Here is a 15,611-nt window from a genome sequence, read left to right as displayed (position 1 = left end):
TTGCCGATCCCGTCACAAAGGCGTGCCAAGCTTGCGGCGACGCGTGAAGATCGCCAGGCCGAGCATGTGAAAACCGAGCCGCAGCATGCCCGTGAGCGCCAGATAGAGGGCGCCAAGCACCACGAAGACCTCGAAATTCCGGTAAGTCTGGCTCTGGACCCGGTTCGAGATACCGAAGAGCTCTTCGACACCTACCGCCGACAGAACGCTAGAACCGAGCATGAGCAGCACGTACAGGCTCGTGAGACTGGGATAGACCCGCTCCATGGCCGGGCGGAGAACGACGTGCAAAAATATCTGGGAGCGGGACAGGCCAATACACTCGGCAGCTTCGATCTGACCCGGCTTGATGGATTCGATACCCGCCCGCATGACTTCCGTCGTGTAGGCACCGACATTGACAACAAGTGCGATCACCGCCCCCACCATGATCGGAAGCTTCAGGCCGGCGCTCGCAAGTCCGAAAATCAGAAAGTAGCTCTGGATCAGCAGCGGCGTGTTGCGGATCACTTCGACGTAGCCACCGACGATTGTCTTCAACCATTGCGGCCCGCCCGTTCTGGCAACTGCGCAGAGGGTGCCGACCAGAAACCCGGCGATGGTGGCCCAGAATGTCAGGACGAGCGTCGTCCAGGCGCCGCGCAACAGCAGAGGCCAATAGGTCAAGACCGACGAAAAATCGAAGGTGTAACTCATCGCGAATGCCCCCCAGGGGCCGTCGCGGGCCAAGTCGCAGCCACGCAATACGCACTCTCTGCCTGCGGCATATACGCCACTGTCATTCCTCCCCATTTTTTTAACCATTTCCCATATTATGGGAAGTACGTCAAGGATGTTGAGTGCAGGCTGAAAGGGGGAAGCGGAATCGGCTCCACACCTCAGGTTGATAACCTCGTTAATAAGTTGATTTTATTGCTAGTTTCCGGAGCGAGCGAATTGACCGGCCAGACAGATTTCTCATGGGATTCAACTTGAAAGATCCATGTTGCGGGAAATAGGATCCCATATTGTGGGAATTTGAGAGCAGATGAAAGCTACGAAGCCGCCGCGTATCGCGACTGAAACCTGAAGTGGGTCAAATCGGGCGTCTCGGGCGTCACAGTATAGAGCGCCGGCTACCCGCGTCCTTTGAGTGCTGACGAGTGAGTGCTTCGAGCTCCGTCCAAGCGGCGTTAAAAAGCTTGCCACTTGCAACAGGCCCGCCTCAACTCGAACGCGCGATCACGGCAGCTTCCGCCAACCGACGAGCACAAGAAGCTGATTGCGATCTCACTGCCCTATGCCGACGCCACCACACACGTCGCTGCACCGACCAACATCAAGGCGTTTGCGGATCGCGAGAACAAACCGATTTCATCTCTTCGTACAGGGCCTCGGCGGCGGGTGACAAAGGCCGGTCCCTATAGCGAATTAAGGCGAACGCAGGAAAGATCAGGCTGGATAGTGGGTTCGTGGCAAGCCTGCGGAAGGGACCGTCGGCGCCAATAACGTCAAGAACCGACGCGCTAACGGCGCCGATGGCGCTGCTTTGCTTGACGGCTGCAAGCGTGACGAGGAGCGATGAACTGCTGAGCACTTGAGCAGGTCCCACTAGCTGTCTCGCACGGAATTCTGCTTCAACGCGCTGACGCAACAAGCTGCCGCTCGGCTCCATGGCCCATGGGAAATCGGCCATCTCCCGCAGCCCCACATTCGCCTGCCCCAGCAGCGGATGCTGCGCGTTCACCAGGAAGATGACCTCCTCCTCCTGAACGTCGTGAATATCGAACTGATGCGGATCGATTTCCATGGGAACGCGGGCGAACACAAAGTCAAATCGGCCCTCGATCAAACCTCGCACCAGCGGCTCGCTGGTGCCAACCTCCAGCGTTATCTTCGATCTCGCGTGCCGCTCCTGAAGGATACGGATGGCGCGCATCGCGTGATCAACCGCCGGCGTGGTTACGGCCCCGACGTTCACGATGCCGCCATAGCCCGATAACAGGTCCTGTATCTCTTCCCCTGCCTGGTCGAGTTCGGCCAACGCAAGCCTGGCCCGTCGGATGATGACCTCGCCTAGACTATTCGGGGTCAACCCCTTCCCCAGTCGCTCGAACAGAGCGGCACCGGTGATCTTCTCTATCTCGCTCAGGAGTCGCGAAGCGGCAGGTTGCGAGATCGACAGGAATTCCGCTGTCCTGGTCAGGTTTCGCGAACTTCCCAACGAAACAAGCAGGCGCAAGTGGTTGAACTTCAACCCCGCTTGAACAAGAGAGCGTCGTCGCGAGTCCCGTTTCGTTATCAAGTCAGCCTGAATCCATATCTTTCTCGATATGCCAAGGCATCTGATTGATATTGGACGGTCAAGCGTTTTCTTCCTGTCGGTGACGAAAATTCAGACCAAAGACATGCCGACAGGAAGAGATCATGTCACGAGCGCGAGCGAATGGCGCGGTCTTTCACAGCTTGCGAGCGAGCAAAAACCTGGCGCGTCATCCTCAGATCGCGCAAACGTCGGCCTGCCCTCTGGCCACTTGCGGGGCAGCGGTTTTCGATACAGCAACCGAGGTAGCTCGCTAGGGCAAGGCTTATCCGGATGCCGCATCGATGCCCTTGATTGCGCCGTTCGAACCGCGACGCGCTGCTTCGCCGATGAGGAGTTCGCCTTTGATCGCCATCGCTTGAAAACCATTGAGAGAGATCGAGTAAGGTTGTCGCGCACTCAAGCGCGCAACGGCGTCACGTCGATCTTGGTCTGAACGTCATCGGCGATCAGCTTGTTGCGAAGCGGATGCCCGAACAGCTCCTGCGAGACTTCCATCTCGTCTCCCGGCAACGCTTTGATCTGGGCGCCGAAGCTGAGAACGCTCGCTCCAAAGAAATAGACATGCACGTCGCCCGGACGACGGAAGCCCGCGTACTTGAAATGATGATGCTCGAGATTTCCGATCGTGTGGCACATATGGGCCTCGCCGGAGAGGAAGTCGTCGGCCCAGATTTCCTTGCCGTCTCGGAGGATACGCACCCTGCCCTCGACCTTTTCCGGAAGTTCCCCGATGAAGACTTCCGGCCCGTAGGAGCATTGCCGCAACTTGCTATGAGCGAGATAGAGGTAGTTGCGCTGCTCCATCACGTGATCGGAAAATTCATTGCCGAGCGCATAGCCGACGCGGATGACCTCACCGGCATCGCCGATGACATAGAGGCCGACGACCTCGCCCTCGTCGCCGCCGTCCTCGCCATAGGCGGGAAGTGTCAAAGGCTGTCCCGGAGCGACCACCCAGTCGCCGTCGCCCTTGTACGCCCACTCGGGCTGTACGCCGATCTTGCCGGGCGCGGGCTTGCCACCCTCCACGCCCAACTTGAACATCCGCATGGAATCGGAGAGGTCGTCGCTGTTGAGCTTGGCATGCATGGCGTCGCGAGACGCAGCGCTGCCGAGATGCGTCAGGCCCGTGATGCCGATGACGCAGCGCGCCGGGTCGGCATGATCCAGCGGCGGGAGCAAGCGTCCGTCCCGTTCCAGCGCCACGATTTCCACTTCATTGCCGAGGCCGCGATCGGCGATCAAATCGCCAACGGCGCGCTTAGCACGATGGGCGTCGAGCGCCAGATCCCGCACGAACTCGGTGTTCTTGACCACGCGCGGAGATGCTGCGCCTGGCAAGGTCACTGCAACCGCCCGGCTTCCGTCTTGTTGCTTGAACTGAATCAATCGCATGATCGTCCTCCAGAATCTTTAGTGGCTGTCGCGCGCAATGTGAGACCCGCGTTTTCCGACGCAGAAATCGAGATCGGCTCCGGTATCCGCCTGCATGACCGTCTTGGCGTAGAGACCGCCGTAGCCGCCGACGAGCGGTTTAACCGGCGATACCCATGCCTTGCGTCGCTTCTCAAGTTCATCGTCGCTCACATTCAGCGTGACGGACCGCGCGGACACGTCGAGCGAAATCGTGTCGCCGTTCTGAACGAGCGCGAGCGGGCCACCGTCGGCCGCTTCCGGGGCCGTGTGCAAGATAACGGTGCCATACGCGGTCCCGGACATGCGCGCATCCGAGATGCGGATCATGTCGGTGATGCCCTTCTTCAGGATTTTCGACGGCAATCCCATATTACCGACCTCGGCCATGCCGGGGAAACCTTTCGGTCCGCAGTATTTCAGAACCATGATGCAGGTTTCGTCTATATCGAGATCGTCCCGATTGATCCGCGCGTGATAGTCCTCGATGCTTTCGAACACGACGGCTCGCCCGGTGTGCTTCATCAGGTGAGGTGAAGCGGCGGACGGCTTAAGGACGGCGCCGCGCGGTGCAAGATTGCCGCGAAGGACTGCGATGCCGCCCGACTTCGTCAGCGCCTTCTCGGGTGGCAGGATGACGTCGTCGTTGTAATTCACGACGTCTTTCACGCCGTTCCAGATGGTGTCGCCGGTGACCGTCAGAGCATCCTTGTGCAGGAATCCCATATCGCCCACGGCCTTGATGACCACCGGCAGTCCACCGGCGTAATAGAACTCCTCCATCAGGTATTTGCCCGATGGCTGCAGATTGACAATCGTAGGCACGTCGCGGCCCAGCCGATCCCAGTCGTCGAGGGAAAGCTCGACACCGACCCGTCCGGCCAATGCCAGCAGGTGGATAACGGCGTTGGTCGAGCCGCCAACCGCGCCGTTCACGCGAATGGCGTTCTCGAAGGCTTCTTTGGTCATGATGTCGGACGGTTTGATGTCCTCCTTGACCATATCGACGATGCGACGACCGGAAAGTTGTGCGATCACGCGGCGCCGGGCATCGACAGCCGGGATCGCGGCGTTGCCCGGCAAGGTCATACCAAGAGACTCCGCGACCGATGCCATCGTCGAGGCCGTTCCCATGGTCATGCAGCTTCCGGGAGACCGCGCCATCCCCTGCTCCGCATCCATGAATTCCTCGAGCGACATCTCGCCCGATTTCACCATTTCGGAGAACTGCCAGATGGCCGTTCCGGAGCCGACGTCCTTGCCGCGCCATTTGCCATTCAGCATCGGCCCGCCGGACACCAGGATCGCCGGAACGTCGACCGAAGCAGCACCCATGAGAAGGCTCGGGGTCGTCTTGTCACAGCCGCCCATCAGAACCACACCATCGACCGGGTTGGCTCGGATCGCTTCTTCGACGTCCATGGCCACCAGATTGCGGAACATCATTGCGGTCGGACGAAGCGTGCTTTCGCCGGTCGAGAAAACAGGAAATTCGACCGGGAAGCCGCCTGCCTCATAGACACCGCGCTTCACGCGCTCGGCGAGATCGCGCAGATGAGCGTTACACGGCGTGAATTCCGACCACGTGTTGCAGATGCCGATAACGGGCCTGCCATCGAAGTTGTCGGCAGGAATGCCTTGGTTGCGCATCCAGGAACGATGCATGATGGCATTCTTGCCTGTGCCGCCGAACCATTCGTAGGAACGGAGACGGCGGGGCCATTCGGGTTTCTTCTTCACGTGGTTGCCTCCTCGTCGTGTTTCAGGATTGACGGGTCAGGTGACCCGTCGGATGTTCACTCAGCCGACCGCATCGGCGGTCACCTTGGGGGCCGCCTGGGTCGAGCGAACGAACCGCCCGCACCAGGCGGCGATCAAGACTCCCGACAGCGCCATGCTGACGCCGAGGAAGATCAGGCCGTAGTGGGAGGAACCAAGAGATCCGGAAAGGAAGCCGAGGATATAGGGACCAAGGAAGCCGCCGAGGTTCCCGAATGAATTGATCGAAGCGATACCGGCCGCGACAGCGACGCCCTTGAGGATCGCTCCGGGGAAGCTCCAGAACAAAGCGGATGCGCTCATACTGCCAGCGACGGCCACTGCCACCCCGAAAGTGGTGATCACGAGGTTGTCGTGGAAGAACGCACTCAGGATGAGGCCCGCTCCGGCTGCGATGGCAGCCCCTGCTGCGTATCTGTGCCGGTTACCTGCCCGCTCCGCATGCCGCGTAACGAGGAGCATCGCGACAATGCCGATCGAATAGGGGATCGCGGTGATGAAACCGATCTGCAGGAGCGAAGTGACCCCAGTGGCCTTGATGATGGTCGGGAGCCAAAAGTTCACTCCGTAGATTCCGATCACCAGGAGCAGATAAATCAGCGTCAACCCCCAGAGGACCGGGTGAGAGAACAGCTCCCTGAAGCTCGGATCTTCTTTTTCGCGGCTTTCCTCTGCGAGACGTCGCTTCAATTCGGTCTTTTCGTCCGACGCCAACCAACGGGCGTCGTCGATTCCGTTGCTCAGGTAGAACAGCAGGAAAACGCCCAATGCGACGGCAGGCACGGCTTCGATGATGAACATCCACTGCCAGCCATGCATGTGCGGAGATTGCGAGAAAGCCTGCATCAGGCCGCCGGAAACCGGCGCGCCAAGAATGAACGACACCGGTTGTGCCATCAGCAACAATGCCATGATCCGGCTGTGCATCGGCGACGTGTACCAATAATTGAAGTAGAGAATGATGCCCGGGAAGAAGCCCGCCTCCGCAACACCAAGCAGGAAGCGCAGCGTGTAGAAGGTCGTCTCATGCGAGGCACCGACCGCATTGGCAATCGGTCCGGTAAAGGCCATCGCGCCGGAGATGATCCCCCAGGTTACCATGATGCGCGCAATCCAGATTCGCGCGCCGATCTTGTGCATCAAGAGGTTACTCGGGACCTCGAAAAGGAAATAACCGAGGAAGAAGATGCCCGCACCGAAGCCGTAGGCGACTTCGGAGATGCCGAGGTCCGCGCTCATTTCCAGCTTTGCGAAGCTGACATTGACGCGGTCGACGTAGGAAATGACGTAGCAGACGATGATCAGCGGCAGAATCCGCCACGTCACCTTCAGATAGAGGCTGTCAAAAACCGAGCCATTTCCCCGCACAAGCGGCATGTCGTTTCTCCCCAGAGACATTGCTTAATTGCTGTTGCAAATCTGATAGGAAGAACCCTTTGGTGCGTCCAATATCAATCAGCGGGTGCGTTATATCAAAAACAATATGTGCGGATTCCGATGCAGACTTGGACTTCTGCTTCGGCAAGCGAGGCTCGCACGTCGCGCGCAATAGCCACTGACCAGGCTTGGAGCGGGCCCCGCGATCCGCGCAAGAGCTCGGCACGAAGCCACACCTTCCAAGGATATCAAAATTGATATCACGGGCCGAGAGCTTGGTATTGGACGCTGTCGTCCGCTTTGTGCAGATTCCAGAAAAATAACTCGGAAATGGGAGGAGCTCCGAAAGTTGGCGCTCAGTCGCGATCCGATCTCGCGCGACTGAACCGTACCGACTTCAGCTTCCTCCTTCGGGAGGTTTCATGATCGAATACACATTCGATTTCTCGGTCCTAAGAACCAACTGGTCCGACCTGCTGCTGGGCGCGTGGCTCACGCTACGCATAACGATGATATCGATCACCATCGGCATGGTGATCGCTGTCTTTGCGAGTTACCAACTCTGTCTTGGATCCCGAGCGGCACGCGCCTTTTGGACCGCTTACATCGAATTCGTGCGCAATACGCCGCTTCTCGCACAACTCTTCTTCGTCTTTTTCGGCCTACCATCCCTCGGCTTGCGCCTGGACGCGAACACCGCGGCAATCATTGCCCTCGCCTTCAACTTCACTGCCTACGCTTCCGACATCCTGCGATCGGGAATTGCGGGAATTCCCAAGGGACAGCAGGAAGCGGGTTTCGCGCTCGCGCTAAACCGCCGCCAGGTATTTCAGCGCGTGTTGTTGATGCCCGCCATCGCACTCGTGTACCCGGCGCTTGCGTCCCAATGCGTCCTGGTTCTCCTCGGCGGAGCCGTAATCTCCACCATCTCGGCCAACGACCTCAGTTCGACGGCAGCAGTTCTACAGTCGATTACGTTCAAGCCGTTCGAAGTCTATCTTGGCGTCACGGCGATCTACATCACGATGGCGCTTGGCATGCAGGCCACTCTCGACGGCATCGGACGCTTTGCCTTCACGTGGTCATCGAGGAACGCGAGATGACGCCATTTGGGATCGACCACTTCTACTATTTGCTTGCTGCAGCTCGGTGGACCGTCGCGCTGTCGGCGGTGGCCTTCATAGGTGGCGGCGTGCTTGGCGCCGTGCTCATGCTTTTGCGCGTGCAGACCGTCAGCCGCTGGCTACGACTCGCGACGTTCACGGCAATGAGATTGCTCCAGGCCACCCCGCTGCTGATGCAGTTGTTCCTGCTGTATTTCGGCCTCAGCATCGTTGGATTTGACCTGAGCGCCTGGACCTCGGTCAGCATTGCGATGATCCTCTATACGGGCGTCTTCCTGGGAGAAATCTGGCGTGGCTGCGTCGAGGCTGTTCCACGCGGCCAAACCGATGCCGCCAACGCACTCGCATTGTCCTGGATCCAGCAAATGCGGTACGTCATCCTGCCTCAGGCGGCCCGCATCTCCTTCGGCCCTACCGTTGGTTTCCTCGTCCAGGTCGTCAAAAGCACGTCGCTGGCTTCGATCGTGGGATTCACGGAGATCATTCGGGCAAGCCAGATGATCAACAATGCGACATTGCAGCCACTCACGGTCTACGCCTTTGTGATGCTGATTTATTTCGCACTTTGCTGGCCTTTGTCTCTTCTCAGTCGATACCTCGAGAAACGTACCACGACGCCGCACCGCGCGCCCGCGGCCTCGGGCCGGCTGCTGAAGGCTCGGCTCTCGTCCGCCACCTGATCTGGCTAATCCGCAACCCGAACTTGAGGAGATCCCGTGTCCGAAGAACATTATGCGGTTGCCGTTCACGATGTAGGAAAGTGGTACGGTACCCTTCATGCGCTCAAGAGCGTTTCCTTCAATGTGAAGGCTGGCGCACGCCTTGTGATCTGCGGTCCTTCAGGATCTGGCAAATCGACGTTGATCCGCTGCGTCAATGGCCTTGAGGACTTCCAGGAAGGCTCCATCACCGTTGACGGCTTCATCCTGGACCAGGAGAAGAAACATCTGAATGCCGTTCGTCAGAACGCAGGCATGGTATTTCAGCAATTCAACCTCTTTCCCCATCTCACTGTCCTGGAAAACTGCATCCTGGCACCGAAGCTCGTCAAAAAGCTTTCGGACAAGTCAGCTCGCGAAATCGCGATGAGCTTCCTGGAGAAGGTCAAAATTCCCGAGCAGGCGAACAAGTTTCCCGGCCAGCTATCCGGAGGCCAGCAGCAGCGGGTGGCGATCGCGCGGGCACTCTCGATGCAGCCGAAGATCATGCTGTTCGACGAACCGACGTCGGCCCTCGACCCCGAGATGGTGAAGGAAGTTCTGGACACCATGGTCGGGCTCGCCAAAGACGGCATGACCATGTTGTGCGTGACCCATGAAATGGGATTTGCCCGCGAGGTCGCCGACGAAATCATGTTCATGGATCACGGGGCGCTGGTCTTCTCAGGTACGCCGCAGGCCTTCTTTACCAACACCGACAACCCGCGCGTTCGAACGTTCATCGGCCAGATTACGCACTGAGCCCTCTCCGGATGGACATGTCATGATGTGGGACGGCCCGGGCGGCCTCAAGCTGAGACACCTCCGCCTGTTAAGCGCCATAGATACGACCCGGAATATGCATGCGGCGGCGGAAATGCTCTCGACTTCGCAGCCCGCCGCATCGCGCTTGCTGTCCGAGATCGAGCGGATTGTCGGGGAGCCGGTCTTTGTCCGCCATCCGAAGGGACTGACGCCGAATGTCTACGGCGAGATCTTGATCCGGCGTGCGAAATTTGTGCTGGCGGAGATCAGGCAGGCTTCGAAGGAGGTGGCTCAAATCAAGTCTGGCCTCGGCGGCGTGGTCTCCATTGGAGCGCTGACATCGCCCGCGGTCGGCGTCGTCGTCGACTCCGTCTTGACTTTTCAATTATCGCATCCGTCGGTGCGCATCGACTTCGAACACGACATCAGCCCGCCGCTCGTCCGAGGGCTTCTGGACGGAAGGCTCGATTTCGTATTGAGCCGCGTGCCGGTCGAGGTCAACTCCGACGCCCTTCGATACGTGGAGGTTGATTCTGAAGAGTTTATCTTTCTGGTCCGAAAACACCATCCACTCCTGACGGCGCAACAGCCCTCCTTGAAAGACGCTCTCGACTATCCATGGATCCTTCAGGCTCCCGGCACCCTTCTGCGACAACGGTTCGATGCTGAGCTGCATGCCCGCGGATTGAAAACGCCCGGGTCCATCGTCAATACCTCATCCGTGCTCTTTGGACTGGCCCTTTTGTCCCGGAGCGACAGCATCGCGGTCGTCAGCACGCAGGTTGCGGACCTTTTTTCGTATACTGGTCAATTTCAACGTCTGTCGAATCTGCAAGACGAGCCGCGGCTCCTCTTCGAGCCCTTCGCTCTGATAAGGCACCGATATCGAGACTTGTCGCCGCCGGCCCAGGCGCTTTTCGACGTCGTCGTAAAATCGATCTCCACCAGCAAGACCATCACTTCGCAAGAACGCGCGAGCGCATGATGACCTGGCGAAAGCACGCTGCGATATCAGAGTCGTCATCGCCACGGTCGAAGATGATATTAGATGTCACAGTTCGTTTTGCTAATTTGAACGCAAGATGACGCATCTACAACAAGAGGAGTACAGCATGGATACCCGCCCCACACCGGACAACTCCTCCAAGATCGGGGACAAGGTCATCTTCAGAACGGAAGGCGAGGCATCCTTCTATATCCCCTCCAATTCATTCCGCTACAAGCAACGGGAAGTGCCGACGCACCTCTTCGAGAACGAGCTGAACGAGATTTTATCCGACGACAAGACGAACCGCGTGATCACGCTCGATCTCTCCGGAGAGATGGAGATCGACTATCCGGCAACAACGCCCAATCTGCTTGCTCGCTACATCAGGATCGCTGCCGGCTCCCACGAGGCACTCGCGGTAAAGGCGGCCAGCGAGATCTACTATGTTCTCAGGGGCTCGGGTCTTTCGAAATCTCGCGACACCTCATTCGAATGGAAGACCGGTGACGTATTCATGTTTCCGGCCGGAGATGAAACCGTCCATCGCGCCGGTCATGACGGTGCGTTGCTGCTCCAATTGACCGATGAACCCGTGCTGAGTTTCGCAGGTCTCGCTTCAGCCTCCCAAGCGGATGCGGTTATCAAGGCGGCCTACTTCCCGGCCGAAGGGATCGATCGATATCTGCAGGCTGCATATGATCGAGCGGATGATCCCGATGAGACGGCAAAGACCGTCGTGCTCGTCACGCGGCAAACCGAGAAGCTGCGAACGACCACTCCCTGGATTACAACCAACATCAACACGCTTCCGGCTGGAGCCGATCAGAGAGCCCACAGGCACAATTCCGCTGCGCTTACGCTCGTCATCGATGGCGAGGGCGTCTATTCGAAGATCGATGGCGTCGACGTGCCATGGCAGAAATTCGGCGTCATGGTCACCCCGCCGCAAGCGCTGCATTCACATCACAATCGCGGGCCGCGCATGATGCGGAGCTTCGTGATGCAAGACTCCGGCATCTACTACTATTCGCGGACCGTCGGCTTCCGTTTCGACGACTGACCGCTCGAACATCATTTTCGCGGGGCACGCTCTGCCTGCGAACAACGGTTCGCTCCGCTCTCGTCTATCGACCCCTTGGGCGGGGCCAAATTGGGAGAGAAACATGACAAAATATTTTGGAAGGGCGGTCGCTGCGGCGATCGTACTGCTCGCAACTGCTGTCGTAAGCGATGCCAACGCACAGAGCCTCCAGGACATCAAGTCCAAGGGCAAACTTCAAGTCGCCATGGACACGACCTATCCACCCTACGCGTCCATGGGAGCCGATATGAAACCCGTTGGATTCGAGGTCGAGCTCGCAACATCAATTGCGCAGGGCCTCGGAGTCGAGCTCGAAATTGTACCGGTGACATCGACAAACAGACTGCCCTTCCTGCTCACGAAGAAGGCGGATCTGCTGCTGTCGACCGTGACGATCAATCCGACGAGAGCAGCACAGGTGATGTTCACGAATCCTTATACCAATGTCGGCTTCGACATCATCGCGGAAAAGACGAAGTCGATCAAATCTTCCGCCGACCTTGCCGGTCTCAAGGTCGGTGTCATCCGCGGCGGAGCGGCGGATCCGCTCTTGGCGGCGATCGCCCCCAAGGATGCGACAATTGTACGTCTCGACGACGTATCGGGCTGCATGCAGGCGCTCATAGCCGGCCAGGTGGACGCCATTACCGAGGGGTCGCTCCTGCCCGCGAAACTCAACGCGTCCGCGAAAGCCGAGAAATACGAGAAGAAATTTGCCCTCGCCGAATCGCACCTGGGGATGGCGGTTAGGCCCGGCGCATTCGAATTCCTGCATTGGCTGAACACGTTCCTGTATGTCTCAAAGCAGAACGGGCAGCTTGCTGCCCTGCATGAAAAGTACATGGGATACGCGTTGCCGCAGCTTCCGACGTTTTAATTGGCAACTGGCTGGGGGCGGTCTTGGAATCGGCGACTGATCGCCCGATCAAGCGGCTTGCGCTGCAACAAACGGCAGGTTCCCGATGTCTCGACTTGCCACCAGGGGCATCGCTACTCTTCGGCGAAAATACTGACGTGACGCGATCACCGCGGATCCGCGAAGGCGCGCAATTGCGCGCCTTCGCCACGACGTCATTTTGAGATCTTCGGCAAGCACCACCCAAGCTTCGATGGGATGTACTCGCTGCAAGTACTACGCTTAAAGCGATCGGCAACGGCGATGGTGCTCGCTCGCGGTGCTGTCCTTCTTAAGGCGCGACAGAAGCGATTTCTCTCCTTCGGCTGGGCTATCGGCGAACTCTCCCGCAGGGACCGGCTGCTCGACTTCCTGGTCGAGCGCCGCGGCAAAGCGCCGGATGGTGCTCTGGCTCCAGCGCTCGTGGGAGGTCAAGAACCAGCTGGCCGTTTGGAGTAGCGGCCGATCATAGAGGATCGGTCCCTCACCCTTGGGGAGTTCGCGCATGCACTGTCCCACGAGCCGGCTGGCCTCACGCTGGTAATCGGCGATCGTTTCAATGCTCTTCTGGGCTTCCGCGAACATGGGTCCGTCATCACGTTAGTCGATACGACCCAAGATCGATTCCAAAGCTTCAAGCCGCAACATTGGGGAGAGCCCTGAATGAGCTGTTTGCACCTTGCCGAGCGAGAGCGGAAAACAGTGTCGCGGGCGGGTAGAGCCCGCTTTTCAGCGAAAGGAGACCAAATGCCCCCTATCCAGGGATATGAAGCGACCGTCGAGGCCGCTAAGCGCGCGCTTGAGGCAGCGCAGAACGCGCTCGCGCGGGTGAGGGTGGGATTTTCAAGGATTTACGGGGAATGTGGTAGCGGGGGGCCGACTCCCCCAACTCCACCCCCCAAAATCACTGGGGTTTTCACTACACGCCGCCAAGGTAGCCTAGCACAAACACCCGTCAAGTCACGTTCCAGCGGCCCCGATCGGGGCCGTTTCCTTTAGGTAGTGTCCGACATGACTGAGACTACAAACGGGGGCCTCCCGGAGGCCGCCGCAAAACGCGTTTCCCACGATGTGCCGCCGCACGAGCAAATCGCGGACTGGATCGAATCCACCGACACCGACTTGTCGGCCGCCGCCGACACATCTGAGCCGGGCGCCGGGCGGGAGGGAGAACGCGGCGATAGGAGCGCCGTGGATGAGCCAAACGCGTCGCCGCGCTCTGGGGGCTTCGACGTTGAGGAAATCAACCGTAGCTACGCCGTGGCCATTTGGGGTGGTAAAACCGTCGTGGTGAACGAACAGGCTGGCGGCCCGGTCAATGACCGTGTGCGGGTGATGTCGTTCGAGTCTCAGAGTTTGTGGTTTGCGAACACATCCACGGAAATCAGGGGCTCGGACGGTAAGATTCGGGCTGTTACCTGGGCACAGGCTTGGCAACGGCACCCCGATCGCCGGCAGTATGAGGGGATCGAGTTTTTCCCAAATCCGGATGGCGCCAAGGGCACGCCGAACTATCTCAACTTCTGGCGCGGCTTTGACGTGATGCCATCGCCGGCAGGCGGAACGTACAAAACCTTTCGTGACCATCTACTCAATCAGGTGTGCGACAGCGATCCCGAGCTTTTCAAGTACGTGTTCGGCTGGATGGCGCACATCGTCCAGCGCCCGCGAGAGCGGCCCGGTACGGCGCTCGTGCTGATCGGCCGACGGGGAACGGGAAAGAGCAAGGTCGGTGAAGTGCTGGGATCGTTGTTTCCGGCGCACTACTTTCAGGTTGATGACGCTCGATACATCACCGGACAATTCAATGAGCATATGGCGAGCTGCTTGCTGTTGCAGGCCGAGGAAGCGATTTGGGCTGGCGACAAGGCAGCCGAGGGACGGCTCAAGGGCTTGATCACGAGCGAAACGCAGATGATTGAGTCCAAAGGCGTCAATGCGATCCGTATGCGCAATTTCGTTCGTGTGATCATGACGTCAAACGAAAGTTGGGTTGTGCCCGCAGGCATGGACGAGCGCCGGTTTGTCGTTCTCGACGTAAACCCTCGGTGCGCCCAAGATCACGCTTATTTTGCCGAGATGGATGATGAATTGGACAAGGGTGGCCGTGAGCTATTGCTGCACGACTTGCAGACGTTCGACCTGTCTCAGGTGAACCTGAGACATCTCCCGCAAACCCAAGCGCTGCTTGAACAAAAGATTCGGTCACTAGATACGATCGATGACTTTTGGTTCAATCGCCTTCACGAGGGCGGCGAGTGGCCGAGCCGGATCGTGTGCGAACAGTTGTACACGGAATACCTCAAAGCCATCGGTGTTGGTCGCAAACGTGGCACTGCCGAGTTTGGCAAACGCCTCGCGAAGCTTGTGCCTGATCTTCGCAAAATTCGACCCGCAATGGAAACTGAGCCCGGCGTGATGAAACGTGTGTGGTGTTACGAGATGCCGTCGCTTGACGAATGCCGCGCGGCATTCGACGATCTGGTCGGCCAGCCTGTCCCCTGGCCGGCGCTTCCCGCGGGAGAGGGCGAGCGAGCGCAGCAGTCGGCTGATGATGTCGTTCCGGTCTAGGTGCGTCCAAGGGCGTCCAAGCTGTTGAAAATTCAAAATAGCCTGCAAATTACGGCACGCGTCCAAGCTGTCTAGGGAGTCTAGGTCGCGCGCGCGTAGGTGAAACAAGCCGGTCGGTCTCAGACTTGAGGCCGGTTTTGTTTTTACCTCAACCTCTCAAAGTCCTTGGACTCCTTGGACACCCTAGACCAACCCGCAAAATCATAGACGTTTCTCGCAGTCCGAGTGCCTTGCCGGTGCTTGGACTGCTTGGACATGCCTACAGAGTATCCAATGGCCAAGTTGACCAAAGACCAAATCGAATTCGCAAAGTCGATGACTATCAAACAGCGCCACGTTCTGCGGGCGCTCGCGATCTATCCGAATGGGTGGTTCATGAGCGTGAGCGAGCGCGCCGATCCGGAGTTGCGCGAGCTATTCAGGCACCGGCTCGTGCAATGCCATCATGTGTGCGCGACCGGCGGTCTTCCGTCATGGGGCGTCACCGAGTTTGGGAAGCGCATCGCTGACCGTCAGGCGAAGGGCGTCTACTAGACGGGCGGGTCCTTCCCGGGCCCCCACCCCCTACGGCCCAAGCGCGCCCCAAAAAGTCACCAGCCACGATTTTTGAATCCT

The 15,611-nt window shown here is 58.8% G+C and carries 15 protein-coding genes; 8 read left to right on the top strand and 7 right to left on the bottom strand.

Annotated features, from left to right (window positions below; all coding sequences use genetic code 11):
* Positions 1–12 precede the first annotated feature (12 nt).
* The 6 genes from ACV1FX_RS12640 to ACV1FX_RS12615 all read right to left on the bottom strand — a co-directional run bounded on the left by ACV1FX_RS12640 (position 13) and on the right by ACV1FX_RS12615 (position 7,022).
* A complete protein-coding gene (locus tag ACV1FX_RS12640) occupies positions 13–696 on the bottom strand; it encodes an amino acid ABC transporter permease (RefSeq protein WP_473117875.1) in 684 nt (227 codons plus the stop codon).
* A gap of 622 nt (positions 697–1,318) precedes the next feature.
* A complete protein-coding gene (locus ACV1FX_RS12635) occupies positions 1,319–2,221 on the bottom strand; it encodes a LysR family transcriptional regulator (RefSeq protein WP_473117874.1) in 903 nt (300 codons plus the stop codon).
* 480 nt (positions 2,222–2,701) lie between these two features.
* Positions 2,702–3,700: an AraD1 family protein gene (gene araD1, locus ACV1FX_RS12630; protein WP_473117873.1), complete on the bottom strand. Its 999-nt coding sequence runs from the start codon at positions 3,698–3,700 to the stop codon at positions 2,702–2,704.
* A gap of 18 nt (positions 3,701–3,718) precedes the next feature.
* On the bottom strand, positions 3,719–5,458 hold the full coding sequence (gene araD / locus ACV1FX_RS12625; protein WP_473117872.1) for an L-arabinonate dehydratase: 1,740 nt from the start codon (positions 5,456–5,458) through the stop codon (positions 3,719–3,721).
* A gap of 60 nt (positions 5,459–5,518) precedes the next feature.
* The gene (locus tag ACV1FX_RS12620; protein ID WP_473117871.1) at positions 5,519–6,874 is read right to left on the bottom strand and encodes an MFS transporter; all 1,356 of its coding nucleotides are present in this window, start codon (positions 6,872–6,874) and stop codon (positions 5,519–5,521) included.
* Positions 6,840–7,022 (bottom strand): hypothetical protein, encoded by a 183-nt coding sequence (locus ACV1FX_RS12615; protein WP_473117870.1) that lies wholly within the window; start codon positions 7,020–7,022, stop codon positions 6,840–6,842. The genes ACV1FX_RS12620 and ACV1FX_RS12615 overlap by 35 nt, the downstream gene beginning before the upstream one ends.
* Positions 7,023–7,296: 274 nt before the next feature.
* Here ACV1FX_RS12615 and ACV1FX_RS12610 point away from each other — a divergent pair, with 274 nt between their 5' ends.
* The 6 genes from ACV1FX_RS12610 (at position 7,297) to ACV1FX_RS12585 (ending at position 12,407) form a co-directional block, all read left to right on the top strand.
* Positions 7,297–7,977 carry an amino acid ABC transporter permease gene (locus ACV1FX_RS12610; protein WP_473117869.1) on the top strand — a complete coding sequence of 227 codons (681 nt, stop codon included), beginning with the start codon at positions 7,297–7,299 and terminating at the stop codon, positions 7,975–7,977.
* Complete coding sequence (locus ACV1FX_RS12605; RefSeq protein WP_473117868.1) at positions 7,974–8,678, top strand: amino acid ABC transporter permease; 705 nt, start codon at positions 7,974–7,976, stop codon at positions 8,676–8,678. Before ACV1FX_RS12610 ends, ACV1FX_RS12605 begins: the two co-directional genes overlap by 4 nt.
* Positions 8,679–8,714: 36 nt before the next feature.
* Positions 8,715–9,458 carry an amino acid ABC transporter ATP-binding protein gene (locus tag ACV1FX_RS12600; protein WP_473117867.1) on the top strand — a complete coding sequence of 248 codons (744 nt, stop codon included), beginning with the start codon at positions 8,715–8,717 and terminating at the stop codon, positions 9,456–9,458.
* A gap of 22 nt (positions 9,459–9,480) precedes the next feature.
* Positions 9,481–10,446 carry a LysR family transcriptional regulator gene (locus ACV1FX_RS12595; protein WP_473117866.1) on the top strand — a complete coding sequence of 322 codons (966 nt, stop codon included), beginning with the start codon at positions 9,481–9,483 and terminating at the stop codon, positions 10,444–10,446.
* Between the two features lie 127 nt (positions 10,447–10,573).
* Complete coding sequence (locus ACV1FX_RS12590) at positions 10,574–11,509, top strand: cupin domain-containing protein (protein WP_473117865.1); 936 nt, start codon at positions 10,574–10,576, stop codon at positions 11,507–11,509.
* A gap of 103 nt (positions 11,510–11,612) precedes the next feature.
* Positions 11,613–12,407 carry a transporter substrate-binding domain-containing protein gene (locus ACV1FX_RS12585; protein WP_473117864.1) on the top strand — a complete coding sequence of 265 codons (795 nt, stop codon included), beginning with the start codon at positions 11,613–11,615 and terminating at the stop codon, positions 12,405–12,407.
* Between the two features lie 261 nt (positions 12,408–12,668).
* On the opposite strand, the gene ACV1FX_RS12580 is transcribed toward ACV1FX_RS12585, so the two are convergent.
* Positions 12,669–13,010 (bottom strand): hypothetical protein, encoded by a 342-nt coding sequence (locus ACV1FX_RS12580; protein ID WP_473117863.1) that lies wholly within the window; start codon positions 13,008–13,010, stop codon positions 12,669–12,671.
* Positions 13,011–13,436: 426 nt separating this feature from the next.
* Between ACV1FX_RS12580 and ACV1FX_RS12575 the strand changes: the two genes are divergently transcribed.
* On the top strand, positions 13,437–14,996 hold the full coding sequence (locus tag ACV1FX_RS12575; RefSeq protein WP_473117862.1) for a primase-helicase family protein: 1,560 nt from the start codon (positions 13,437–13,439) through the stop codon (positions 14,994–14,996).
* A 273-nt stretch (positions 14,997–15,269) separates the two neighbouring features.
* On the top strand, positions 15,270–15,530 hold the full coding sequence (locus ACV1FX_RS12570; RefSeq protein WP_473117861.1) for a hypothetical protein: 261 nt from the start codon (positions 15,270–15,272) through the stop codon (positions 15,528–15,530).
* The last annotated feature ends 81 nt before the right edge of the window (positions 15,531–15,611 follow it).

The sequence above is a fragment of the Bradyrhizobium ingae genome (assembly GCF_055791185.1).
This window is presented reverse-complemented; position numbering and strand designations above follow the sequence as displayed.

Bases quoted from the DNA above. Each gene is read 5' to 3' on its own strand.
- ACV1FX_RS12585 (WP_473117864.1), top strand. From the start codon at position 11,613: ATGACAAAATATTTTGGAAGGGCGGTCGCTGCGGCGATCGTACTGCTC.
- ACV1FX_RS12640 (WP_473117875.1), bottom strand. From the start codon at position 696: ATGAGTTACACCTTCGATTTTTCGTCGGTCTTGACCTATTGGCCTCTG.
- ACV1FX_RS12595 (WP_473117866.1), top strand. From the start codon at position 9,481: ATGATGTGGGACGGCCCGGGCGGCCTCAAGCTGAGACACCTCCGCCTG.
- ACV1FX_RS12590 (WP_473117865.1), top strand. From the start codon at position 10,574: ATGGATACCCGCCCCACACCGGACAACTCCTCCAAGATCGGGGACAAG.
- ACV1FX_RS12620 (WP_473117871.1), bottom strand. From the start codon at position 6,874: ATGCCGCTTGTGCGGGGAAATGGCTCGGTTTTTGACAGCCTCTATCTG.
- ACV1FX_RS12575 (WP_473117862.1), top strand. From the start codon at position 13,437: ATGACTGAGACTACAAACGGGGGCCTCCCGGAGGCCGCCGCAAAACGC.
- ACV1FX_RS12605 (WP_473117868.1), top strand. From the start codon at position 7,974: ATGACGCCATTTGGGATCGACCACTTCTACTATTTGCTTGCTGCAGCT.
- ACV1FX_RS12570 (WP_473117861.1), top strand. From the start codon at position 15,270: ATGGCCAAGTTGACCAAAGACCAAATCGAATTCGCAAAGTCGATGACT.
- ACV1FX_RS12580 (WP_473117863.1), bottom strand. From the start codon at position 13,010: ATGTTCGCGGAAGCCCAGAAGAGCATTGAAACGATCGCCGATTACCAG.
- araD1 (WP_473117873.1), bottom strand. From the start codon at position 3,700: ATGCGATTGATTCAGTTCAAGCAACAAGACGGAAGCCGGGCGGTTGCA.
- ACV1FX_RS12610 (WP_473117869.1), top strand. From the start codon at position 7,297: ATGATCGAATACACATTCGATTTCTCGGTCCTAAGAACCAACTGGTCC.